This window comes from Ureibacillus endophyticus (assembly GCF_003628435.1).
In the GTDB taxonomy this organism is placed as follows: Bacteria; Bacillota; Bacilli; order Bacillales_A; family Planococcaceae; genus Ureibacillus; species Ureibacillus endophyticus.
In genome coordinates this window covers 1-24,759 of record NZ_RBZN01000045.1, presented here as the reverse complement: position 1 = coordinate 24,759, position 24,759 = coordinate 1, and the positions used below count along the sequence as shown (strand labels likewise).

Genomic DNA, 24,759 nt, shown 5'->3' with positions numbered 1-24,759 from the left:
AATCGTTAGGTTTTTTCGGCATGAAAAAATTAGTTTTAGAAGGGAGGGGTACCCCTCCCTTCTAAAACTAATTCATTAAAATAAAAGAAATAACTTAAATATACTTGACTAATCGTAAGAAAAGGAGTTGTCTGAAAAGTCATTTTGAGACAACTCCTTTGCGACGAGGATAGTGGAAATTTATTTCGACTACCGCAGGAGCAATAATTCATAAGATATTTTTATCAAGAAAGAAAAGAGGTGTCCAAAAAATTAGTACTTTTTGGACACCTCCTTTAGAAAATAATATGTGCAATTAAAGCAACAATCGGAATTGAAATGATTGTACGAATTAAGAAGATAATGAATAAATCCCAAATCTTTAACGGTAATTTCGTTCCTAAAATTAATCCACCGACTTCTGACATATAGATTAATTGTGTTACAGAAACAGTTGCGATAAAGAATCGAGTTAATTCTGATTCAATGCCAGATCCTAAAATAGAAGGTAATAACATGTCAGCGAAACCAACGATCATCGTTTGAGCAGCTTCATCAGCGAAAGGAATTTGTAATACTGCTAAAATTGGCTCAAACGGCATACCTAAAATTTTGAAGAAACTAGTATACTCAGCAAGAACTAATGCGATTGTACCGAATGCCATAATAACAGGTGTAATGGCAAACCACATTTCTAAAACGTTTTTAAATCCAGAACCGATAACTTTACCTAAACTTTTATTGCTTTCTGCTTTAGTTAATGCGCTGTGTAAACCATAGGAAACAGTATTATAGCCTTCAGGAACATCCTCACGTTTTCCATCAGGGATAGAGCCATCAAAATTTGTATCTGGTTTACCTCGTAATGGAAAAATACGCGGCATAATGAAGGCAAGAATAAGACTTACTAGAATAACCGTACCATAGAATGAAAAGAAGTAATTATTTAAGTTAACCGTTTCAAGTACAACGAAACAGAATGTAATTGATACTACTGAGAATGTTGTGGCAATCGTTGCAGCTTCACGAGCGGTGTAATTTCCTTCTTCGTATTGTCTAGCAGTTAATAAAACCCCGATTGTTCCATCTCCAACAAATGATGCTAAGCAGTCAATAGCAGAGCGACCTGGAATTTTGAATAGGGGACGCATGATTTTTACCATCATTGAACCGAAAAACTCTAGTAGTCCGAAATCAGTTAGTAATGGAAGTAATAATCCAGCGAAAAGGAATAATGAGAACATCATTGTAACCAGTCCGCCATCTGGTGTAATTAAAAGTCCTGCAGTGTTGTCACTAGTGAAGCTTTCTGGACCTACTTGGAATAAATACATAGCTGCGAAAATAACAGCTAAAATACGCATACTTGTCCAAAACCAATTTACACGGAATAATGAATCCCAAAGTGTACGGTCTTTTTTCTCGGGTACAAATTTCATGATTACTGCTCCCACAGCAGCAATGATAAACACGATAAATGCAAACCAATGGATAATCGGTGCTACTTGTGCAGAAAGTGTATTTGCTAAAATGGCAATAGGTACCTTAATCCCGTCAGCTGTATTAATTGGTGTGATAAATAAAAATATACCTACTAATGAAAGAACGATAAAAAGGAGCCATGTATAAGATGTGAATTTCTTCATGATGTTTTTACCTCTCTGTTATTTTTAAATTTGAATATTTATACACTATAAGGCCTCTATATACAATTGTAAATATGTTTTGGGAAAGTAAAATTATTCTGACTATTTGGGCTGTATACAAAATGAATAATAAGAATTCATAGCGGGAAAATTGTATACTTTCTTAATATAACATTGAGTGTCTATATCGAATATTTATACATTGTTATGTATAGGTTGGTAATAGTTACTCGAAAAATAGGGAGACTACAGTAATATAGTCTCCCTAATTTAATGAATAAATATTAATCCTAATTAGTCTTCAAAATGATATTGATAAAACTTTTCGTAGTGAAGCCAACTGTCACTCATTGGTCGGCCTTCTTCAACTCGTTTTGTGCTTTCTTCAATCATCCAAGCTGTCTGAGAGGCATGGGCTTGAAGTGCTTTTACCTTTTCTTGTTTTACACTGCTAACATCAATGACAACATTCGGCTCTCCAATTTCGGCAACAGTGTTATTAGCAAATGCACAAGCATAAACAGTAGGACGATTTTCAGGTTTCATACGGCGAACTGCTTCCATTACTGCACGTGCCGTTGCTTCGTGATCAGGGTGAACAGCATAACCCGGGTAGAACGTAAAAATTAGGGAAGGATTTAATTCATCGATTAAATCTGTTACCAGTTTCACCATTTTCTCATCGTCTTCAAATTCTACTGTTTTATCACGTAAGCCCATCATACGTAAATCCTCAATACCCATCACTTCACACGCATCTTTTAATTCTTTACGGCGAATTTCAGGTAATGATTCTCGCGTTGCAAATGGAGGGTTTCCAAGGTTTCGTCCCATTTCCCCTAAAGTTAAACAAGCGTATGTAACTGGGACTCCCGCATTTCTGTATAGACGAATTGTACCGGCTGATGAAAAAGCTTCATCGTCTGGGTGAGGGAAGACAACTAAAATTTGACGTTGTGGTTGTAAACTCATGTGTTTCACTCCTTAATAAGAAAATGGTGTTTCACTTATTTCAAGTGCAACAGCAAGTTTTCCTGTATAGTCTAACCCAGCCATAAGTAATCGACCTTGTTCATCCAATTCGTAGTGGGTAATTCCTTGTGCGTAGACCCAGCCATGTTCCATCTTTAAACCAACACGATGTGGCGAATCTTCAATAATCTTTGCTAGTTCATAGCGAATTTTTGCATTTCGAATAAAAGCTCCTGCATTAAACACCTTCTCATCAAAATGAGTTGCATATGCTCCATTCGTAGTTTCTAGATGAATATAGACGTCTTTGTTCGCAAAAGAATTAAGCAACTTTTGGAGCTCATTCGTTTGTACTTCCTTCATCTTAATTCTCCTTTCACATCTATTTACTAATATTATAGTAAATAATGTAACTTTATGAAAAGAAAAAGAAAAATACCCGGTACACAAATGATTCTGAATATTGTGAATTGTTTGTGTACCGGGTACGTTTTATAGTTAAATTTTATTTATTGTCACTTCTGGTGCGCCAAGGCGAGGTTTTGCGCCGTGGTATACAGGACCGACGAATTCATTCAGTTTCCAGCCGTGTTTAATCCCAGCTGCCACGAATTCTTTCGCTTCAAAGATAGCCTCTTTTACTGATAGTCCGTTTGCTAAGTTAGCTGTAATACTTGCTGCAAAAGTACATCCAGCACCGTGATTATAAGGTGTATCAACTTTCTCTGTTTCTAGTAAATAGAAGTCACTTCCATCGTAAAATAAATCTACTGCTTTATCCGTTTGAAGTGCGCGGCCACCTTTAATCACAACATTTTTAGCACCAAGAGCCACGATTTTTTCTGCTGCGACTTTTAGTTCTTCAATTGTTTTTGGTGTGCCAGTGCCTGCTAATTGACCAGCTTCAAATAGATTTGGAGTTGTTACAAGAGCGTTTGGTAGAAGATAAGTAATCATTGCATCTACAGTACCGGGATTTAGTACTTCATCTTCACCTTTACAAACCATTACAGGGTCAATTACAACATTTTGAACGCCCGATGCTTTAATTGCTTCACCTGTTGTTTGAATGACTTCTTCTGTTGATAACATACCAGTTTTTAAGGCATCAATACCAGTTGAAAATGCAGTTTTTAATTGAGCCTTTAATACATCGATTGGTAAAGTATGAACTCCGTGAGCCCAATTATTATCCGGATCCATCGTAGCAATCACAGTCACGGCAGCCATGCCATAAGTATTGTGCTCCTCAAAAGCTTTTAAATCTGCTTCTAAGCCAGCTCCTCCTGATGCGTCAGATCCTGCAATCGTTAATGTTTTTTTCAATGACATTTATATCGACTCCCTTAAGTGAACTAAAGTATATTCAGTATAAGTTATATCTGACTGTACTAAAATGGTCAGAATTATAAAATGATGTGTGGTCAGATGTGTGTGTGTTGCTTAAAATACATAAAATCTTCTATTGAAACGAATTGCACAATGAAGTACGGTGAAAGTGAGGTGAAAACGATTTGGATACAGTATTTGATAATGACTGGCAAGATATCCTTGCAGAAGAATTTGAAAAAGATTATTTCATTAAATTGCAAAAATTTGTTGATGAAGAATATAACATAACAACAGTTTATCCACCAAGAGAGAATGTCATGAACGCCTTTACGACGACACCTTACTCTAAGGTGAAAGTGGTTCTGCTAGGGCAGGATCCATACCATGGTCCAGAGCAAGCCCATGGACTGTGTTTTTCAGTTAATAGTGGTGCTCCTCTTCCTCCAAGTTTAAAAAATATATTTCAAGAACTTCAAAACGATATGGGCTGTCCAATACCAAAAGAAGGGAATTTACTAAACTGGGCAAACCAAGGTGTGTTTTTATTAAATACAGTATTAACAGTAAGACAAGGTGAAGCAAATTCCCATAAAGGTATGGGGTGGGAAAAGTTTACCGATGCGGTTATCAAGAAACTTGCCGAAAGATCGCAGCCTATGATTTTTGTGTTGTGGGGTAAACCTGCACAATCAAAGAAAAAGATTATTGAACGAGTTGGTACTCATCATTATATTTTGGAAGCCCCTCATCCAAGTCCATTAAGTGCATATCGAGGCTTTTTTGGAAGTAAACCATTTTCCAAAATTAACGCAAAATTAGTGGAATGGGGGCAACAGCCAATTGATTGGAGTTTATAGAAACCCAGACTTAATACCAGAAACACTTAACTTTTAACTTCACTTGAATCGTGTTACATTGTTATAGAAAGAGAGGTAGCAAAACGTGACAGTGAGTTGCTTTAAATGTGCGCATTTTCGTGTGACTTGGGACCAAAATAACCCAAGAGGATGCGTTGCCTATCAGTTTAAATCGAAACAGCTTCCTTCCATAGTCGTCAAAAAGTTTTCAGGGATGGATTGTATGCAATTTTCACCGAAACAAACACAGGAGGAACGTAGATGATGATTTCTTACAAAGCACTTTTAAATGAAATCGAGTTACTTTTGGCTAATGTGAAAAATACAGAGGATGAACAACAAATTCGTGAACAATTAAGTGCTATTCGTGCTCTGTGTAATGTTGGACTAGCAAGCAATCAAAATTCAAAAACACAAACAAAAAGTTCCAGTGCGCAGAGTCAACAGAATCAACAGAATCAATCAAATTCTTCATCTAGTCAGACACAAAACATCATTAATAGTGTTTCTTCGTTGAATGCCTCTAAGCTAAAAGAAGAGGACGCAAATGGCGATTCGATTTTCGATTTTTAATATTTAAGACGTACATATAGAAAGAGGTAAGTTTATTTATGAGAGGTTCAATCATATCAGGTGCCATTCACGGTTTATTAGCTGTGGCATTAGGTGCTTTTGGCGCCCATGCATTAAAAGAAGTACTAGATGACTACAGTGCAGGCATTTGGGATACAGCTGTACAGTACCAAATGTTCCATGCAACGGCTTTATTGATTATTGGGGTTTTAATCAAACTACTTGGACCAATTAAGCAACTTAAAATCGCCGCAATTTGTATGAATTTAGGAATATTATTCTTCTCTGGAAGCTTATTTATTTTAGCGATTTCAGGTATCAGTGTTCTTGGTGCAATCACACCAATCGGGGGAGTATTATTTATTAGCGGTTGGTTATTAATTATTATTTCTATCATGAAACTGAAATAAATTAGGCGTCTAATTATTCACTTTGAGCGCCTCCATTTGTGACTGTCGCTTCGCTTTCGTCACAGATAAATTGCAAACGAGGATGATGACATCTTAATGTGATCACCGCAGAAGCAATAGTTTAATAAGTATAGGCAAAGGCTGTGCAGAAAATTTTATTTTTCAGCACAGCCCTTTTTTAAATTTTCAAATAATACTCATATTCTCTCTATATACTACTGTGAAAGTCATGGTAAAGTAAAATTAGAGAATTGTCGAAACGAAGAGGGGGTCATTGTATGAATGATTTATTTTCGGCATTAAATAAAAATTACGAAGAAATGGTTTCTATTCGCAGACATTTACATGAAAATCCTGAGCTATCTTTTGAAGAAGTATTGACGCCTAAGTTTATTGCAGATTACCACAGAAAGTTAGGTCTTGAAGCGCGTGAAGGAGTAGGGGGCCGAGGAGTTGTTGCAACATTAAAAGGTGCGAAACCCGGTAGAACGGTAGCATTACGCGCGGATTTTGATGCACTTGCGATACAAGAATTAAACGAGGTTCCATATAAATCAAAGGTCGATGGTGTGATGCATGCTTGTGGTCATGATGGTCATACAGCAACACTACTTGTCCTTGCGAAAGTACTTAACGAAATGCGATCTGATTTAACGGGAAATGTTGTTTTTATTCATCAATTTGCAGAAGAAATTACGCCCGGTGGAGCTAAGCCAATGATTGAGGATGGTTGTTTAGACGGAGTGGATGTTATTTTTGGTACTCATTTATGGGCACCTACACCATTGGGCGATATTTTAGTGCGCAATGGTCCGATAATGGCTGCGGCTGACATGTTTGAAATAACGATACATGGTAAAGGTGGCCATGGTGCTGAGCCACATAATTCCGTTGATTCAATTGTTATTGGCTCACAGTTTATTACACAATTACAAACCCTTGTTTCAAGAAGAGTTGATCCCCTTAAATCTGCTGTTGTGTCAGTAGGTCATTTCGAAGCAATTAATCCGTTTAATGTGATTGCCGAGAAAGTCGTAATAAAAGGAACGGTCCGAACGTTTGAAGAAAGTGTTCGTACATTACTGGAGAAAGAGATTGAACTACTTTTAAAAACGTTATGTGAAGGGGCACATGCAAGATTTGAGTATAAATTTTCTAGAGGTTATCCACCAGTAGTGAATCATAAAAAAGAAACTCAATTTATTGCCGATATCGCATGCTCAGTACCAGAAGTAACGAGTGTAAAAGAGTGTGCACCATTTATGATTGGGGAAGATTTTGCTTATTATTTAGAAAAAGTACCGGGTACATTTTTTATCACAGGAGCAAAAAATCCTTCATGGGAAACAGCATATCCACACCATCATGCACGCTTTGATTTTGATGAAAGAGCAATGTTAATTGCTGCAAAAACGATGGGTATGGCAACATTGAAATACTTAAAACATAGTAAGTAACCTCAAATAACAAGCGAAGAGATTAACAAGTAATACTGTAGCTTTAGAATGTAGTAAAATAGCGCAAGAATTACAAAGTGAATAAAAGTTTAATATTTTGCCCACTTAAACTAAAAAAAGTTTAGGTGGGTTTTTTTATAAAAAATGCCAGCATACTTAAGTGAAGCATGCTGGCAACTTTTTTAAGTCCCAAATGGAGGACGATAATTTATATAATTTAACTCTTCATCGAACTCAGCGAAGTCAAAATAAATCATTGGGAATAGATAATTATGATTTGTATCAAGTTCACGAATAATTGCATGGTCACGACCTGCTTCAACAACGACACCGCGAACTCTTATTGTATTGCCATTGGCTGTATCTTGTTGCACATTTGCAGAAGGTACAGTAAAGAAGAATGTCGCAGGTTTTCCACGATTTAATCGTAGAATATTTTCGATGTACGATTCCTCACGTAATGTAGCGGCAGATGGACCTTGAGCTGGAATTCCACTAGGTGTTTGCCCGCCCATAGGAGTAGTAGTTTGTGTCATTGGGAAAGGTCTAGTTTGCGGTTGCCCGCTTTGAGTTTGCCCCATAGGATATTGTCCCATAGGATATTGCTGTTGATTTTGTTGACCCCAGTAATAATACAAGTATAAACATCCTTTCAATATAAATTTTACTTAAGCATCAATAAAGTGGATGATAAGTTTACACATCAGGACAATCCAAAAACATGTTGTGCGAGAGAGATCTTTCTAGCATGAAAGCAGGCCAGATAATATTAATGGCTTGCTACTGAATATGACACAAACCTCCTCATAAACATGTATATGCGCTTGTCATCATTTAAGAATAATTATTTATCAAAAAATCACCCATGCCACTAATGTATGTAACACAATACTTGTTGTTACAATTTGTATAAAAAATTAGTATTTTTAATACACTATATATATGAGGAAATTATTACTAAGTAAGTTTTAAGTTCACAGGGGATAAAAAACATGTAAGGGGAATCGGTGAAGAAATCTACCTGAGGGGTTGGTACGATGCAAATAGGCATTTGGATTGGAATTGTCATCAGCGCGATTATTTCTTTTGTGGTGGCAGGATTTTACGAGCAACCGGTGCATTGGTATTTGTTTGTCTTAATTGTGTTTATTGGCTTTTTTATTAATACCATCATCCTCATATTAAAAACAAAAGATGAAAAAGAGAAAAACGGTACGTAGAATATTTAACTGCTTCCAGATTTATTGGGGAAGCAGTTTTTTTATGAATGCAAAAAAAAGACATGAGTTCATTCCATATGAACTCATGTCAAGAAGAAGTCATTATTTATTTACAGAAAGGAACTTTAATAATTTTTCGTTATCAAGTACGTTTCCTACTAAGAACTCTCCAAATTCGCCATAGCGAGCTGATACTTCATCAAAGCGCATTTCGTAAACGATTTTTTTGAATTGTAGCATATCATCAGAGAATAATGTAACGCCCCATTCGTGGTCATCTAAGCCAACTGAACCAGTAATAATTTGTTTTACTTTTCCTGCATAGCTACGACCAATTAAACCGTGAGAACGCATTAATGCACGACGCTCGTCCATGCTTAACATATACCAGTTGTCATTTCCTTCGCGGCGTTTGTCCATTGGATAGAAGCAAACATAATTTGTACGAGGAAGCTCTGGGTATAGACGGGCACGAACATGTGGGTTTTGGTATGGATCTTCGTTTGACTCACCAGCTAAGTAGTTTGATAACTCAACGACAGAAACATAAGAATAAGTTGGAATTGTAAAATCTGCAATCGCTAATTTATTAAATTCCGCTTCTAATTCTTGTAGTTCTTCTGGTGTTTCGCGAAGAATCATTAACATAAAATCAGCTTTTTGCCCGATAATTGAGTAAAAAGCATGAGAGCCAGTTTTCGCTACATGAGTTTCATTTAATTTCTCTAAATATTGTACGAATTCATCGATTGCTTTTGATCGTTCCTCCTGAGATACTAACTTCCATGAAGTCCAGTCAATTGCGCGGAAATCGTGTAAACAGTACCAACCATCTAGGGTCATTGCTGCTTCATTCATTATAGTAACACTCCTTTAATTGATAATAATTCACAATTATCTTAGCATAAAATCTAAATAATTCCTTCTTTGAATGCTGGAATATGTCGAAATTCACCAATTTGACATTATAGTGTGTACAACTTTTACTATTAAAATAAGCAATGTGATAATTTGATTAAACATGATTTTCATGTATTCTTAAGTTAAATCGTTTTCTTTAAGGAGTAATTACTATGCATCCTTTATTGCAACAACCAACATGGCGTTTTATCGATCAATCGAACATAATGAGAAATCGTACACCCCTTGAATCCTTTGCGATAGATGATACACTTTGTGAAATCGTGGGGCAATTACGTTCGCCTGCTACAATTAGAACGTGGGTTCATGATGATACCGTCGTATTAGGTATACAAGACCATCGTTTACCTTATATACAAGAAGGCATTGAACTTTTACATACAAATGGCTACCAATCCATCGTACGTAATTCTGGTGGACTAGCTGTAGTATTAGACAGTGGTGTATTAAATATATCGATTATTCTTTCAGAGGAACCTGCATCTATCTCGATTAATGAAGGTTATGATGTGATGGTTGATTTAATAAAGAATCTTTTCCCAGAGGTAGCCGATAAAATTGAAGCTTATGAAATTATAGGATCCTATTGTCCAGGTTCATATGATTTAAGCATTGATGGAAAGAAGTTTGCAGGAATATCTCAACGTCGTTTAAGACAGGGAATTGCTGTTCAAATCTATTTATGTATTGAAGGCAGTGGAGTAACACGTGCAGAATTAATTAGAGATTTTTATAACATGAGTTTAAAAGATGTTGAGACTAAGTTTACTTATCCACAAGTTAACCCGTCAGTAATGGCAAGTTTGAGTGAACTATTAAACAAGTCGATAACTGTTCAAGATACTGTGTTCCGCTTGCAAAATCTTTTTAAAAACATAGAAGCAAATACTTTAAATGATGAAGAATTAGAACTTTATATGTTTTATTTACAACGAGTGTTAGAACGAAATAAAAAAATGCTTTCAAAATAGGAAAAACGTGAATGTGCTTAATGATGCACATCCACGTTTTCTTTTTCGATAGCGCCAGTTGTATAGTTCGCTACTAAGTTACCATTTTTCTCCATTTTAAATACTGGTGCAACACGTTGCTCATCTTCTTCTAGTGTTACTAATCTACGAGCCCGATTCATAATTTGTACGAATTGCTCGTAATCTTCTCGAATTTCTTTATTCTCTTGTTCTAGTCGTTTTAATTGAGCCTCTAATTCTTTTACCTTTTCAGTCGCAGTATTTGCGATATGGCGCCATTTTGTTGCTTCTGCATCATTGCCACCTTGATGTTGTAAACGTAATAGATACGCAATGACAATATCTAGATTAAGAGCTGATAACGGAATAGATTTTGCCTCTTCATTACTTTGATTATTAGCACCTGGTAGTAGATAAACAGGTTGAGAGCGACGTCTACCATTCATCCCTAATAATCTCATTCTTTCTTTTCTCTCTTTTTTAGCTTCTGCTAGTTCTTTTTCATAAAAACGGCGAACAACCGCATTCCATCTGAAACCACATGCTGCAGCTGTACGATTTAAGGCATCACCAGCTTCCTCAAAAGCATTTAACTGTGTACTACCTTCTTTCACATGACGTAAAACAGCTTCTGCTAATAGTTCATCATTTTCTTTTAACCAAGCATCTTGTCTAACTTTAACCATTGTAATTACCTCCTGTTTATAAAATAGTTTTTTTCTTATCTCAAAACCTAGAATGTCCAAGATGTACCAATTTTATTCATATATTTTTGCAGAAAAAAGGATTTTTATAGGAAGGTACATTTAAATGGAGTAATAGTCTTGAATATAGAAGTTTTATTTTTAACGTTAATGTTCAGACCTTTGACGGAAATGTTAGGTTTTGACTTGATGGGATAGGATTTAGTAAGATAAAATATCAATTGTGTTAAATGGGAATGATATATTTAAAATAGATTGTCTTGTCATGAAAAATAATTAAATAGAAAGGGTTGTTGACAAAATGGCAAACGAATTTAAAGTTTGCGATGAGTGTCAGGCCGTTAATTTAAAAACGTTAATTCCGAAATTGAAACAATTAGATCCAGATGCAACGATTGAAATTGGCTGTCATTCATATTGTGGTCCAGGACGTAAAAAGACATTTACATTTGTAAATGGTAGACCTGTTAATGCATTAACTGAAGAAGAGTTAATGGAAAAAGTAAAAGCAAAATTAAAAGATAAATAACATTTATATTCGACCACAGCAGAACAAAAAATATGAATTTTAAATCTAAGGAGTAGGGACTATCCAATTATGGAGAGTCTCTATTTTTTATGTGGAACGAGTGCAATTCGAGTTCTTTATGAGAATTTGATGTAATTATGTCTAAACCCACTTATAATAGAGTATAAGTGATATGGGAGTGAGGTGTGGACAGTGAGTAGTTACGCAAATGCTAAATTAATAGAAGAAAAAGTATTTAAGGATCCTGTGCACCGTTATATCCATGTACGCGATCAAGTAATTTGGGATTTAATTAGCACGAAGGAATTTCAAAGATTACGCCGTATTAAACAGCTTGGTACTTCTTATTTAGTGTTCCATGGAGCAGAACATAGTCGGTTTAATCATTCCCTTGGTGTTTATGAAATAGTACGTCGTATTGTGGATGATGTTTTTAGAGGACGTGCCGAGTGGGATGATAATGAACGACTAGTAGTTCTGTGCGCGGCTTTACTTCATGATTTAGGTCATGGTCCATTTTCTCATGCCTTTGAAAATGTATTCGACTTGGATCATGAAATGTATACAAGGGAAATTTTATTAGGTCATACAGAAGTGAATGAAGTTTTACGTAAAGTTTCTCCGGATTTTGCTGAAAGGGTCGCTTTAGTGATTGAGAAAAACTATACAAATACTTTAGCGGTAAGCTTGATTTCGAGTCAAATTGATGCGGATCGGATGGATTATCTACAACGAGATGCTTATTATACAGGTGTTAGTTATGGACACTTTGACATGGAGAGAATTTTAAGAGTTATCCGTCCAAGGCAAGGGCAAATTGTTTTCAAAGCAAGTGGAATGCATGCCATTGAAGATTACATTATGTCCCGCTATCAAATGTATCTTCAAATATATTTCCACCCCGTGTCTAGAAGTGCAGAGGCTGTTTTAAATCATGTATTAAAAAGGGCAAAGAAATTATATGAAGAGGGGTATCAATTTAAGTTTGAACCGACTCCTTTTATATCTTTCTTTGAAAATAAAGTCACGTTAAAAGATTATTTAGCCCTTGATGAAAATGTATTAATGGCTTACTTCCAGTTTTGGATGGAAGAAGAGGATTCGATTTTAAAAGATTTATGTAGGAGATTTGTCAATCGAGATTTATTTGCTCATGTCGATTTGAATCCTGAGGAAGAACCTGAGCGATTTGCTTGGTTAGTGGAGCAGGTGAGATCGATGGGGTTAGATCCAGAGTATTATATAAAACCAGACTCAACTTCTGATTTACCATATGATTTTTACCGTCCAGGGTCAAAATCAACAAAGAAACCGATTTATTTAGAAATGCCAAGTGGTGAGATAAGAGAGCTTTCTGAACAATCTCACATCGTATCTGCAATGGCGAATAATATTAAAGTTGATTATAAAGTGTATTATCCTAAGGAGATTATGTTTATTTAGGTTAAGGCGTGTTTTAAATTTACATTGTCTGCTTCACAGAGCACTCCAAATGTACGCACATTTGTGGAAGTAAAAAAGCCGACAATGCCACGCGATGTGACGAAATTGTCGGCTGATTTTTTCACGGCTGAGTGAATATGCTTTCGCTTTTCGAATTGTCTAGCTGCAGCGGCTAGGCTCTCGTGCCACTTCAACTGCTCCTGCGAAGGCAAAAAGCGCCTTCTTGTCGCAGTTTCCAGTGCGTGTCGAGCCCGAACGAGCCGCTTTCGCTTTTCGAATTGTCTAGCTGCAGCGGCTAGGCTCTCGCGCTACTTCAACTGCTCCTGCGAAGGCAAAAAGCGCCTTCTTGTTGCAGTTTCCAGTGCGTGTCGAGCCTGAACGAGCCGCTTCCGCTTTTCGGATTGTCTAGCTGCGAACAATAGCTCTTCGACAACTGGAAGAATCGCCTTCAAGGGTAAAAAGCCCCTTTTTGCCGATTCTTCCAGTTGTTGTCGGAGCTGAACGAGCGTTCTCCGCATTTCTTATTTATCAATAACGCGTACGCCGCCTGTTGCGTAATGATTTTTTGACATTTCTTCGATAATAATCGATACTGCTTCAGGTTTAGCATTTACTGTTTCAACAACTGCTGCTGTTACTTTTTCAACTAAAGCTTTCTTTTGTTCGTCTGTACGACCTTCTAATAATTTTATTGTTACGATTGGCATAATGTATCCTCCTTGGTGGATAATTGTAGTGTATATTCATTATAATAGGCATATACGGAGGGATTTACAATGGCTAATGAAGAAACTAAGAAGCAAAAATTGGGCTTTACTATAATTAAAAATGATCCAACAGATGGCCATAAGGGGTTTGGAATAGGTTCCTTATCGTTGGAGAATGTTTCACCAGTAATAATTGATATTCTAGAAAAAAATGCATTTATTGATATTGGGGCAATGCATGCGAAAAGTGAAGTTGAACGTGGTATAAAATTTACAACAGATCGCGCGGATTCTGAAGGTGGTAAACCATACTGGCTAGTTTGGGTTACAATAGATTTTAAAGAAGACGGTCCTTACTTTGCAGGAGTAACAGCATGTGAAATGGTTGTTAATCGCGAAAAGAGACGAGGCTACAAAATATTAGCTGATCATGTGAATAAAATGGATAAATCAATGAAGCGAAAAATCATCGTAGAACATATGGATGATACTTCTAAAAAAGTATTAGCAGAATTTCTGAAGTCTCATAATATTGAGATGTGGAATAATAGTAATGAACAATTAAGAAAAGATTTAGCGGTGGAATAAGGATTACAATTCTCAGTATTTTATACTAGAAAATTTACAAGTACATGTCAGTCAATAGTTTTTTAGTAAAATAAAATAGTAAAATTGAACAAAGTATGACATTTTTTTGTAGTATTTAATCCGATGTTGAAACTAACATTGAAAAAAAGTACACTAAATGTAGCTGACAATAGTGAGCTAGGACACTTGGCAAACCTAAGCTTGAGACTTATGCGGCATTTGTAAAATCCCAAGCCGAATGCCCCATGATTCTCATGCTTTTGCTTGCCATAAAAAAGCTTTCTCTTTTTACGGAAATTTCCGTAAAAAGAGAAAGCTTTTTTATTAATAATGTTTTTCTTTTGTAAGAGGCCAGCGCGTGTCGAGCCTAAACGAGCCGCCTCCGCTTTTCGAATTGTCCAGCTGCGAACGCTAGCTCTTTCGGACACTTCAACTTCCTTCTACGCGTGTAAACACGCTTGTCGGAAGTCTCCAGTGCCGTCAAGAGCTGAACGAGCGTTCTCCGCTTTTCTATTTGTCTAGCTGCGAACGCTAGCTCCTCGACAACTTCAGAATCGCCTTCAAGGACAAAAAGCGCCCTTTTGTCGATTCCTCCAGTTGTTGTCGAAGCTGAACGAGCGTTCTCCGCATTTCTAATTGTCCAGCTGCGAACGCTAGCTCCTCGACAACTTCAGAATCGCCTTCAAGGGCAAAAAGCACCCTTTTGTCGATTCCTCTAGTTGTTGTCGGAGCTGAACGAGCGTTCTCCGCTTTTCTAATTAAACATACTTTTAAATGCCTCAAATGGGAATAGATCTAGGAAGTCGTTCCAAGAGTCTTCATCGAAGAATTCGAAGGAAGAGCATTTTTCTTTTGGAATATCTTCTGTTTTTAAATACATAAGACGTTGTTTTGGACAGGAATCTGTTGCAAGTTTTCCTGTTTCGATATCGATTACAACACCTTCGACCCCTTTAGGAGGTGTGAAGTTTTCGTTTGGTGTTCCTTTATTGATTGACTCCATAAAGTCTATCCAAACTTGTTTTGATGCGGCCATATCTTCTTGAACTGATAAAGTTTTCCCTTGGTCGTATCCATTCCATACACCAGCTGTGATACTTGGTGTGTAACCAATTAACCATTGATCACTTACTGTTGTTCCTGATTTTGCCGCATACGTATGAGTCATACGAGGGCGAAGGGATACACCGGTAGCAGGTGAATAATCGCTAAATACTGGGTCGAAAATTCCAGTCATCATATCAGTTAATAAGAATGCATCCTTTTCAGAAATAACTTGTTCTGATTTAGGTTTTTTGTATTCGTATACTGTTTTACCAGATGCATCTTTAATGGATAGAATCGTTGTTGCTTTTCTTTTTTGTCCATTAGCGGCAATCATATTGTATGCGTTCGTTAAATCATACAGTGAGGTCTCAATCGTACCAAGAGCAATGGATGGGTTATCTGCATCTGTATAGTTAAGATCAAATCTCTTTAACATATCACGGTAATGCTCATATCCTATTTTCTCAAGAGTTTTTACCGCATAAATATTATCTGAAATCGCCAAAGCTTGAGCTAGTGACATCTCACCGTCTGCATATTTGCCATTTACATTTTGAGGCTTGTAAGTTGCTCTGCCATTATCATAGGTGAAGATTGTTTCTCCTACATCTAAATATGTTAATGGGGAGAACCCATTTTCTAATGCAGCTGCATAAAGAATTGGCTTAATAGATGATCCTGGTTGACGAACAGCCTGTGTTACTCGGTTAAATGAACTTTTTTCATAATCTCGTCCGCCAACTAATGCTGTCACATGCCCATTCTTAACATCCATGCTAACAAAGCCAACTTGTAATTCACTATCAGGCATATTGTCATTAACTGCTTCCTCTGCTGCTTTTTGATGAGCTTGGTTTAATGTTGTTTTGATAATCCATCCGCCTTCACGGATATTTCGGTTTTCTTCTGCAAGTATTTTTTCAGCTTCTTGCCATGCTGCATCTAAGAAGTAAGGTGCTACTGATTTAGTAGCTGCCCATTGTTCATTTTTCAACACAATTTCTTCTGAGTTCGCACGATTTTTTTCCTCATCTGAAATGTAATTTTGATCTTCCATTAATCTTAATATGACTTTTTGACGGTTTATTGCTTTTTCGTAGTCATTAATAGGAGAGTAGATGCTTGGTCCTTTTGGAATTCCAGCAAGTAGGGAAGATTCGGCTAATGTTAAATCACTAGCTGATTTTCCGAAGTAGTAGCGACTTGCTGCTTCCACTCCATACATCCCGTGACCATAGTTAACGGTATTTAAATAAGCTTCTAAAATTTCATTTTTATCATAGAAAACTTCTAGTCTATAAGCATAAAAAGCTTCGCGAATTTTTCTTGTCCATGTTTTATCTAAAGTTAAATAAAGGTTCCGAGCAAGTTGCATTGTAATCGTACTTGCACCTTCTGCTTTACTTTGTGTCTTTAAATCAGTTAATAAGGCACTAGCGATTCTTGAAAAGTCAAAGCCGTTATGTTTATAAAAATCTTTATCTTCAACTGCAACTGTGGCATCTAGTAGATAGGGTGAAACTTCATCAAGCTCTACCCAATATCTACGCTCGGCTGTAAAGAAATCACCAATTTTATTCCCATTACTATCTAAAAACACGGATGCTTTTGTTGCTGTTAGGGGTGGGGCACCAGCTATTTGAGCGTACAACCGCAATGCACCTAGCGACACGGCTACTGCACAAATAAAAGCAACAACCGAAAATGCACTATATTTCATCCATTTAAGCCGTTTCTTTTTTTTGTGATAGCTTTGTCTTTTCATCCGTATTTCACCTCGTTTTTTCATAGTAGTAGAAGTATAGACTTAACTTTACTCATTTAATCGGTTTTATACATAAAAAAACTGTTGCACTTTGTCTAAAAACATCTATACTTTTTTCCTGTATGTATAAACTATACGAAAAATGTCGAAAGAAGTTTCGGACTAAGATTTATACGAAATTTTCAGCTATTTCTCATCCCGTAAATGCTCTAATAGCTTTTGATGAAAGCAGTAAACGCCTCGCAATAAGGCAAAATTTAAAACTTTATGATGAAAAATAGCGGATTTTGTAAGAAGATTCGTTAAAGTTATGGTAATGTCACAATATAGAAAATAAATTTAGTAGGTGAAAATAATGAGATTTGATGAAACTTATTCTGGAAACGTTTTTATTAAAAGTCATCCAAACTACGAAGAATCGAAAGCAGTTCTTTATGGGATGCCAATGGATTGGACAGTAAGTTATCGTCCAGGTTCACGTTTCGGCCCAGCTCGAATTCGTGAGGTTTCAATTGGTCTAGAAGAATATAGCCCATACTTAGATCGTGAATTAGATGATGTGAAGTTTTTTGATGCAGGTGACATTCCACTACCATTTGGTAATGCACAAAAATCTTTAGATGAAATTGAGAAGTTTGTAAAACGTGTATTAGACGATGGGAAAATTCCTGTTGGTATGGGTGGGGAACATTTAGTTTCATGGCCAGTAATGAAAGCTGTTTATGAAAAATATAACGATTTAGCAATTATTCATTTTGACGCACATACTGATTTACGCACTGAGTATGAAGGGGAACCACTTTCTCACTCAACACCAATTCGTAAAATTGCGGAACATATCGGTCCGAAAAATGTGTATTCATTTGGAATTCGCTCTGGTATGAAGGAAGAGTTTGAATGGGCTCGCGAAAACGGTATGCATATTTCAAAATTTGAGGTATTAGAACCTTTAAAAGAAATTTTACCAACATTAGCAGGACGTAATGTTTACGTGACAATCGATATCGATGTACTTGACCCAGCTCATGCACCAGGTACAGGAACAGTAGATTGCGGTGGTATTACATCAAAAGAATTATTAGCTTCTATCCATGCAATTGCTGGCAGTGATGTAAATGTAGTTGGTTTCGACTTAGTAGAAGTAGCTCCAATCTACGACCCAAGCGAAATGACTGCAAATACTGCTTCTAAACTTCTTCGAGAGATGATTTTAGGATGGGTTAAATAAAACTTATTAGTAGTTATAAACGAATTATTCTGCACCGAAAGCGTTAGCGACAGGTGCAAATACTGCTTCTAAACTTCTTCGAGAGATGATTTTAGGATGGGTTAAATAAAACTTATTAGTAGTTAGAAACGAATTATTCTGCACCGAAAGCGTAGCGACAGGTGCAAATACTGCTTCTAAACTTTTAAGAGAAATGATTCTAGGTTGGGTGAAGTTATACCATTTATTCAATAAATCCAAAGGCAGACGTGCTTTTGGATTTTTTATTATTTCAGTCGATTGTTGAACTTTAAAATGTCTTTAATATATAATATAAAGGTTATAGTTATAGTAAAGGTAGGCTGGAGTGACTACAATATGAATACGTTTGAAAAAAACGTGAAAATTAAATTAACATCTACCATTCGACCAATTGATGGAGAAACTGAAAACTATGAAATGTGGTTAAATGGTTCTTTCATTGAAAAGTCGGGTAAGGCTTATTTGCGCTATACAGAAGTGCATGAAGACCAGACAGTTAAAACAACAGTTAAGTTAGGTAGTGAACAAGCACTGATTTTACGAAATGGTGCGGTAAACATGCGGCTTCCATTTAGCCGTGACCATATAGAAAATGGGCATTACGAAACTCAAATGGGTACTTTGCCAATCAATACAAATACCCATTCATTAATACATGAAGAAAACAGTGAATTAAATGTAATTAGTGGCAAGTTTAAAGTTCAGTATGATCTCATTATTAGCGGTCAGCCTGTTGGGAAATATACGTTGGAAATTCAATATTCGGAGGGACAATAATGAACGCAGTAGAACAAGTGCAACAATCAATTAAAGCTGCCCTTGCATCAGCAGTTGAAAAATCAGGTTTAGTTGAAGAGGGAACTCAACTTAACATTCACCTAGAAACACCAAAAGATAAAGCAAACGGTGACTTTGCAACAAACTTAGCGATGCAATTAACAAAATTAGCAAAAAAACCACCTCGTGCAATTGCTGAAAGTATTTTAGAAAACCTTGTAACAGAAGGAACTGAAATTGAAAAAGTAGAAATTGCGGGACCAGGTTTTATTAATATTACAGTACGTAAAGACTTCCTTGCAGACGTTATTAAAGCTGTAAATGAACAAGGTGAAAACTACGGTCGTACAAATTCAGGAAATGGCGAGAAAGTACAAGTTGAGTTTGTTTCTGCAAATCCAACTGGTGACCTTCACTTAGGACATGCTCGTGGTGCAGCATTCGGTGACTCTTTATGTAACGTTCTTGACTTTGCTGGTTATGATGTTTCCCGCGAATATTACATTAACGATGCAGGGAACCAAATCAATAATCTTGCGTATTCATTAGAAGCACGCTACAAACAAGCGTTAGGCTTAGATGCGGAAATGCCAGAAGACGGTTACCATGGACAAGATATTATTGGTATTGCTGGAAAATTAGTAGAGCAATTTGGTAACTCAATTTTAGATAAATCTGATGAAGAGCGTTTCAACTTCTTCCGTGAACACGGTTTAAAATTAGAGTTAGAGAAATTAAAAAATGACTTAGAAAACTTCCGTGTAAAATTTGATGTTTGGTATTCAGAAACTTCTTTATATCAAAACGGAAAAATTGATGTTGCACTAAATAAATTAAAAGAAAATGGCCATGTGTTTGAAGAAGAGGGAGCAATCTGGTTCCGTTCTACAACATTCGGTGATGATAAAGATCGCGTTTTAGTTAAATCTGACGGTTCATACACTTATTTAACTCCAGATATCGCATACCACGAAGATAAAATTGTACGTGGCTTCGAGAAATTAATTAACATTTGGGGAGCAGACCATCACGGATATATTCCACGTATGAAAGCTGCAATTCAAGCACTTGGTTATGACCGTGATAAATTAGAAGTTGAAGTAATTCAAATGGTTCAACTTTATAAAAACGGCGAGAAATATAAAATGAGTAAACGTACAGGTAATGCGGTAACGATGCGTGAACTTGTTGAAGAAGTAGGTTTAGATGCAGTACGTTACTACTTTGTAAAAACTGCTTGCGATTCACATATGGACTTTGACTTAGATTTAGCCGTATCTCAATCAAATGAAAACCCAGTATACTATGCACAATATGCACATGCTCGTATTTGCTCAATCCTTCGTTCAGCAGAAGAGCAAGGCTTTGCGGCATCATTAGAAAACTTAGACTTATTAACGGATGAAAAATCAGAAGATGTACTGAAAAAGGTTGGCTCTTTCCCACAAGTTGTGGCAGAAGCAGCAAAACATCGTACACCTCACCGTATTGCAAACTATATCCAAGAGTTAGCAGCTGCTTTCCACAGCTTCTACAATGCGGAAAAAGTTTTAAACCCAGAAAACAAAGAACTAACAGAAGCACGTTTAGCATTAATCAATACAGTTCGCATAACATTAGCAAACGCATTACGTCTAATCGGAGTAGCAGCTCCGGAAAAAATGTAATATATAAAATTTTTAACCAGTCTCTAAAACAGGGACTGGTTTTTCTTTTGGTTTAATTCTAAAATTTCTACCCTACGTAGATAAAATTCTATAAATTTTAAAAATATTCTTGAAGTTTACGTTAACGTCAATGCTATACTGAGTGCAGAGGTGATGGGATGAAATCGATTCAGGAGGTTGCTAGTGAGTTTAAAGTTTCAACAAGAACTCTCAGATACTATGAAGAGATTGGTTTACTCAAGCCAGGTCGTTCCATTTCAAATCAACGAACCTTTTCAAAAAAGGAAACCGCAAAACTTAAACTCATTCTTCGTGGCAAAAAATACGGCTTCTCATTGGAAGAAATAAAGGAGATGGTGTTACTTTTTGACCTTGACCGTACCGGCATCCAGCAATTAGAACGTACCGTAGAGTATGGCGAGCAAAAAATGTTAGAAATTGATGAGAAAATTGCTGAGCTGACGCAAATCAAAAGTGAAATTCAACAACTGCATACGTTATTTAGTGAAAAATTAACGAAATTAAAGGGAGAGATGCTTGATGAATAGTTCAAATTTGTTAGCAAGAAATGCCCGTAAATATCCAAATCAAGAGGCGGTTATCTGTCATGGCCGAAGAGTCACTTATAAAACATTAGATGAACAAGTTACTCGTTTAAGTCATGCCTTACTTTCAAAAGGGATTAAGCAACAAGATAAAGTAATTCTCTTTATGCCGAATGTTTTGGAATTTGTCGTTAGTTATTTTGCAGTACAACGAATTGGTGCTATTGTGGTTCCAGTAAATGCGAAGTTTACTCTATCTGAAGTGGAGTATGTAGCAGAGCATGCAGAAGCGAAAGCAATACTTGCCCATGAAGCGATTTTTGCAGCGGTAGAAAGTATCTCAAATATCGAAATGAAAATTAAAACAGGTCAAGCGGTAGAGGGTTGGGAAAGCTATACAACGTTAATTGAAAACGCTAACAATACACAAATTGATTGTCAATTAAATGAAGATGATTTATCCACAATTCTTTACACTTCTGGAACGACAGGAAAACCTAAAGGCGTACTATTTAGTTACCGTAATATTTTAGCAGTAGCCAAAATGATTGCGATAGAAATGGAAGTGAAGCCAGAAAGCAGAATTCTTTTAATGATGCCATTGACGCATTCTGCACCACTTCACTTATTCTTAATGTCTAGTATGCTAGTTGGGGCAACAAGTGTACTTACTCCTACGTTTACCCCAGATTTATTAATAGATTCAGTGGAAAATGAAAGAACAACACATTTCTTTGGAGCACCAGTAGCGTATTTACTAACAGCCTCACATCCACGACTACAATCAGCAGATCTTTCCTCAATGAAATGGTGGGTTTATGGTGGAGCGCCTTTATCCGAAAGTGAAATTCGTCAAATTGAAAAAGCCTTTAATGCAGAATTAACTTGCGTTTATGGTTTAACAGAAGCTGGCCCAAGTGGTTCACTTTTATTTGCTCATGAACATAAAGAAAAGGCGGGCAGTGTTGGTAAACGAGCACCGTTTGGAACAGAATTACGTATTGTTAATGAACTAGGTGAAGACGTTGCTATAGGTGAAATTGGCGAAATTGTTTTATACGGTGAAGGAAATATGGTTGGTTATTATAAAGAAGATGAAGCTACCAAAGCAGCCTTTATTGAGGGGTGGGTAAAGACGGGGGATTTAGCGCGGTTTGATGAGGACGGCTATATATGGATTGTCGATCGTAAAAAGGATGTAATTATTTCAGGTGGAGTAAATATTTATCCAAAAGAAATAGAAGATCGTATTCTACAATTTGGAGGCATCTTTGAAGTAGCAGTTGTCGGTGTACCTCATGAAGAATGGGGAGAAACGGTGAAAGCTATTTACGCAGCTAAAACACAAATTGATGAACAAGAGTTAAAAGATTATCTAACTGAGCACTTAGCTAAATATAAAATTCCTAGACTCTTCGAACAAGTGGATGCACTACCTCGAAATGCATCTGGCAAGATATTAAAACATCAATTGAAAACGCAGGTGGTGAATTAAATGAAGGTATTACAATCAATTCCGAAAAGGGAAATGAACTTTTTCGAAAATGACGACACATTGCATAAAATACTTGAACAGATTCTCGACTCAGAATTTTTAGATTATGCTCAGCGTGAATTACAAGATTTTGGTGCACTTGTTGCTGGTGAAATTGATGAGCGAGCTAAACACACGGACCGTGAAGGAGAACCTCGTTTAAAACGATACAATAAGTATGGGGAAGAAGTTTCAGAGATTTGGGTGAATGAAGGGTATAAAAAGACGATTCAACAAACCTATAACACTGGAATTGTTGGGTACGTTCATAAAGAGATTCCCCAACTAGGAAAAAAGGGGAACTATGTTTATAGTTTTGCACAAGGATATCTACTATCTCAAGCGGAACCTGGTTTTTATTGTCCAGTCACGTTAACGATGGCAACCACCTATTTATTGGACCAATATGCAGATGACGCATTAAAAGCACGGTTTTTACCCCATGTCTGTTCAACAGGAGAAGTAGAGTTATTCGAAGGGGCGACTTTTTTAACGGAACGTCAAGGTGGGTCAGATGTTGGGGCAAATGTTGTAGAAGCTCGTTTTGATGGTGAGAATTATCGATTGTACGGTGAAAAATATTTTGCTTCAAATGCGGGAATGTGTGGAGTCGCAATGGTGTTGGCTCGTATTGAAGGTGCAACACCGGGCTCGAAAGGGTTAACTCTTTTTGCAGTACCTTGGAAAAAGGAGGACGGGTCTGTAAATGGTTTGCGTATTCGCCGTTTAAAGGACAAACTTGGAGTTCGGGCAGTGCCTTCAGGGGAAGTGGAATTCGATGGCGCACTAGCTTATGTCGTAGGTGACCTAAACAAAGGGATATACTACATGTTAGAAGCGTTGAATTTATCGAGAATATGTAATGCTGTTGCTTCAGTAGGCATTATGAGACGTGCCTTTTTAGAAGCGAAGCAATATGTTTCGAACCGTTCTGCATTCGGTAATGTTTTGACCAACTATCCGATGATTCAAGATTCATTATCCAAGTTTGCAGCAAAAGTACACGTAGAGGTAGCGACTACTTTTGATTTAATTCAACTTTATGATGTTGTTTCTAGTGGTAAGGGTACAGAAAAGGAAACAATTTTAAACCGATTAAAGATTGCGATTGTGAAGAAGGAAACAGCAGAACAAGCAGTAAAGTTTGCTAGTGAAGCGATAGAACTTCATGGAGGTAATGGCTATATAGAAGATTTCGTCACACCGCGCTTACTTAGGGATGCACAAGTGTTAACAGTATGGGAAGGAACAGCAAATATTTTGGCGCTAGAAGTCATCAGATTAGTTAATAAACACGATGCTCACAAGTTATTTATTGAAGAAATGTCTAATCGTCTTCAAAAAGTATCGAACACTCAACTAAAAGATATTGTTGTTGATAAGGTAAATAAGCTTCAAGAACAACTAAATGTCTTTGTTACATTAAATGAAGACATGCAAACCTATGAAGCAAAAGAGGTTGCTCGAAAAATGGCTTTAGTTTATGAAAGTGTAGTCGCGGTAGAGTGGGCAGATCAATACGGTGGAAAATATGAGAAGCTAGCTGAAATCTATATAGAGGATACATGGGCATTACGCAAAATAGGCGAACAGATGAAAACTGTGGAATATTTTAATGAGATATTTTAAGAATATTTGGGGTGTCCTAAAAGAAAAAAACTTTTAGGATGCCCTTTTTGATAATTAAACTTTATCAATTATTGCTCCTGCGGTGGTTGACACCATCCTCGTCGCAGAAAGAGAAATGCTCCTGCGGTGGTTGACACCATCCTCGTCGCAGAAAGAGAAATGCTCCTGCGGTGGTTGACACCATCCTCGTCGCAGAAAGAGAAATGCTCCTGCGGTGGTTGACACCATCCTCGTCGC

At 36.7% G+C, this 24,759-nt stretch carries 25 protein-coding genes; 15 read left to right on the top strand and 10 right to left on the bottom strand.

Translation table 11 applies throughout. The annotated features are described in order from the left end of the window. Positions 1 to 275 precede the first annotated feature (275 nt). The 4 genes from D8M03_RS14245 to thiD form a co-directional block, all read right to left on the bottom strand. Complete coding sequence (locus D8M03_RS14245; RefSeq protein ID WP_121215497.1) at positions 276 to 1,625, bottom strand: YjiH family protein; 1,350 nt, start codon at positions 1,623 to 1,625, stop codon at positions 276 to 278. A gap of 294 nt (positions 1,626 to 1,919) precedes the next feature. Beyond that, entirely contained in the window at positions 1,920 to 2,597 is a 678-nt protein-coding gene (gene bshB2, locus D8M03_RS14240; protein WP_121215496.1) for a bacillithiol biosynthesis deacetylase BshB2, read from the bottom strand. Positions 2,598 to 2,609: 12 nt separating this feature from the next. Continuing rightward, a complete protein-coding gene (locus D8M03_RS14235; RefSeq protein ID WP_121215495.1) occupies positions 2,610 to 2,960 on the bottom strand; it encodes a YojF family protein in 351 nt (116 codons plus the stop codon). Positions 2,961 to 3,095: 135 nt separating this feature from the next. Further along, the gene (thiD, locus tag D8M03_RS14230; protein ID WP_121215494.1) at positions 3,096 to 3,929 is read right to left on the bottom strand and encodes a bifunctional hydroxymethylpyrimidine kinase/phosphomethylpyrimidine kinase; all 834 of its coding nucleotides are present in this window, start codon (positions 3,927 to 3,929) and stop codon (positions 3,096 to 3,098) included. 182 nt (positions 3,930 to 4,111) lie between these two features. On the opposite strand from thiD, the gene D8M03_RS14225 reads away from it, so the two are divergent. From D8M03_RS14225 to D8M03_RS14205, 4 genes are all read left to right on the top strand, one after another. Next, positions 4,112 to 4,786 carry a uracil-DNA glycosylase gene (locus D8M03_RS14225; protein ID WP_121215493.1) on the top strand — a complete coding sequence of 225 codons (675 nt, stop codon included), beginning with the start codon at positions 4,112 to 4,114 and terminating at the stop codon, positions 4,784 to 4,786. Between the two features lie 261 nt (positions 4,787 to 5,047). Continuing rightward, positions 5,048 to 5,359: a DUF5327 family protein gene (locus D8M03_RS14215; RefSeq protein WP_121215491.1), complete on the top strand. Its 312-nt coding sequence runs from the start codon at positions 5,048 to 5,050 to the stop codon at positions 5,357 to 5,359. 38 nt (positions 5,360 to 5,397) lie between these two features. Continuing rightward, positions 5,398 to 5,769 (top strand): DUF423 domain-containing protein, encoded by a 372-nt coding sequence (locus tag D8M03_RS14210; protein WP_121215490.1) that lies wholly within the window; start codon positions 5,398 to 5,400, stop codon positions 5,767 to 5,769. 278 nt (positions 5,770 to 6,047) lie between these two features. Then, entirely contained in the window at positions 6,048 to 7,226 is a 1,179-nt protein-coding gene (locus D8M03_RS14205; protein WP_121215489.1) for an amidohydrolase, read from the top strand. 182 nt (positions 7,227 to 7,408) lie between these two features. Here D8M03_RS14205 and D8M03_RS14200 read toward each other — a convergent pair whose 3' ends face one another. Beyond that, positions 7,409 to 7,864, bottom strand: a complete 456-nt coding sequence (locus D8M03_RS14200) for a spore coat protein GerQ (protein WP_245987614.1) — start codon at positions 7,862 to 7,864, stop codon at positions 7,409 to 7,411. A 399-nt stretch (positions 7,865 to 8,263) separates the two neighbouring features. Between D8M03_RS14200 and D8M03_RS14195 the strand changes: the two genes are divergently transcribed. Continuing rightward, positions 8,264 to 8,446, top strand: a complete 183-nt coding sequence (locus D8M03_RS14195; RefSeq protein WP_121215488.1) for a hypothetical protein — start codon at positions 8,264 to 8,266, stop codon at positions 8,444 to 8,446. A 102-nt stretch (positions 8,447 to 8,548) separates the two neighbouring features. Here D8M03_RS14195 and hemQ read toward each other — a convergent pair whose 3' ends face one another. Continuing rightward, positions 8,549 to 9,304, bottom strand: a complete 756-nt coding sequence (hemQ, locus tag D8M03_RS14190) for a hydrogen peroxide-dependent heme synthase (RefSeq protein ID WP_121215487.1) — start codon at positions 9,302 to 9,304, stop codon at positions 8,549 to 8,551. A 215-nt stretch (positions 9,305 to 9,519) separates the two neighbouring features. On the opposite strand from hemQ, the gene lipL reads away from it, so the two are divergent. Further along, positions 9,520 to 10,338 (top strand): octanoyl-[GcvH]:protein N-octanoyltransferase, encoded by an 819-nt coding sequence (lipL, locus tag D8M03_RS14185; protein ID WP_121215486.1) that lies wholly within the window; start codon positions 9,520 to 9,522, stop codon positions 10,336 to 10,338. Between the two features lie 17 nt (positions 10,339 to 10,355). Here the strand turns inward: lipL and D8M03_RS14180 are convergent, their stop codons facing one another. Beyond that, positions 10,356 to 11,024 (bottom strand): RsfA family transcriptional regulator, encoded by a 669-nt coding sequence (locus D8M03_RS14180; protein WP_121215485.1) that lies wholly within the window; start codon positions 11,022 to 11,024, stop codon positions 10,356 to 10,358. Positions 11,025 to 11,343: 319 nt separating this feature from the next. Here D8M03_RS14180 and D8M03_RS14175 point away from each other — a divergent pair, with 319 nt between their 5' ends. Then, entirely contained in the window at positions 11,344 to 11,571 is a 228-nt protein-coding gene (locus D8M03_RS14175; RefSeq protein WP_097071633.1) for a YuzB family protein, read from the top strand. 192 nt (positions 11,572 to 11,763) lie between these two features. Continuing rightward, on the top strand, positions 11,764 to 13,014 hold the full coding sequence (locus D8M03_RS14170) for an HD domain-containing protein (protein ID WP_121215484.1): 1,251 nt from the start codon (positions 11,764 to 11,766) through the stop codon (positions 13,012 to 13,014). A 521-nt stretch (positions 13,015 to 13,535) separates the two neighbouring features. Here the strand turns inward: D8M03_RS14170 and D8M03_RS14160 are convergent. Further along, a complete protein-coding gene (locus D8M03_RS14160) occupies positions 13,536 to 13,721 on the bottom strand; it encodes a 2-hydroxymuconate tautomerase (RefSeq protein WP_121215482.1) in 186 nt (61 codons plus the stop codon). 69 nt (positions 13,722 to 13,790) lie between these two features. On the opposite strand from D8M03_RS14160, the gene D8M03_RS14155 reads away from it, so the two are divergent. After that, complete coding sequence (locus D8M03_RS14155; protein WP_121215481.1) at positions 13,791 to 14,309, top strand: YwhD family protein; 519 nt, start codon at positions 13,791 to 13,793, stop codon at positions 14,307 to 14,309. A 754-nt stretch (positions 14,310 to 15,063) separates the two neighbouring features. Here D8M03_RS14155 and D8M03_RS14145 read toward each other — a convergent pair. Next, positions 15,064 to 17,121, bottom strand: coding sequence for a transglycosylase domain-containing protein (locus D8M03_RS14145; protein ID WP_121215479.1), 2,058 nt, complete (start codon positions 17,119 to 17,121; stop codon positions 15,064 to 15,066). 355 nt (positions 17,122 to 17,476) lie between these two features. Between D8M03_RS14145 and speB the strand changes: the two genes are divergently transcribed. Then, complete coding sequence (gene speB, locus D8M03_RS14140) at positions 17,477 to 18,349, top strand: agmatinase (protein WP_121215478.1); 873 nt, start codon at positions 17,477 to 17,479, stop codon at positions 18,347 to 18,349. 24 nt (positions 18,350 to 18,373) lie between these two features. Here speB and D8M03_RS17600 read toward each other — a convergent pair whose 3' ends face one another. Next, positions 18,374 to 18,589 (bottom strand): hypothetical protein, encoded by a 216-nt coding sequence (locus tag D8M03_RS17600; protein WP_147404827.1) that lies wholly within the window; start codon positions 18,587 to 18,589, stop codon positions 18,374 to 18,376. A 117-nt stretch (positions 18,590 to 18,706) separates the two neighbouring features. Here D8M03_RS17600 and D8M03_RS14135 point away from each other — a divergent pair, with 117 nt between their 5' ends. The 5 genes from D8M03_RS14135 (at position 18,707) to D8M03_RS14115 (ending at position 24,522) form a co-directional block, all read left to right on the top strand. Next, complete coding sequence (locus D8M03_RS14135) at positions 18,707 to 19,147, top strand: YwiB family protein (protein ID WP_121215477.1); 441 nt, start codon at positions 18,707 to 18,709, stop codon at positions 19,145 to 19,147. Next, complete coding sequence (gene argS, locus D8M03_RS14130; protein WP_121215476.1) at positions 19,147 to 20,814, top strand: arginine--tRNA ligase; 1,668 nt, start codon at positions 19,147 to 19,149, stop codon at positions 20,812 to 20,814. The genes D8M03_RS14135 and argS overlap by 1 nt, the downstream gene beginning before the upstream one ends. A 158-nt stretch (positions 20,815 to 20,972) precedes the next feature. Further along, positions 20,973 to 21,362, top strand: a complete 390-nt coding sequence (locus D8M03_RS14125) for a MerR family transcriptional regulator (protein WP_121215475.1) — start codon at positions 20,973 to 20,975, stop codon at positions 21,360 to 21,362. Continuing rightward, positions 21,355 to 22,854, top strand: a complete 1,500-nt coding sequence (locus tag D8M03_RS14120) for a class I adenylate-forming enzyme family protein (protein ID WP_121215474.1) — start codon at positions 21,355 to 21,357, stop codon at positions 22,852 to 22,854. The genes D8M03_RS14125 and D8M03_RS14120 overlap by 8 nt, the downstream gene beginning before the upstream one ends. After that, complete coding sequence (locus D8M03_RS14115) at positions 22,855 to 24,522, top strand: acyl-CoA dehydrogenase family protein (RefSeq protein ID WP_121215473.1); 1,668 nt, start codon at positions 22,855 to 22,857, stop codon at positions 24,520 to 24,522. Positions 24,523 to 24,759: the final 237 nt, after the last annotated feature.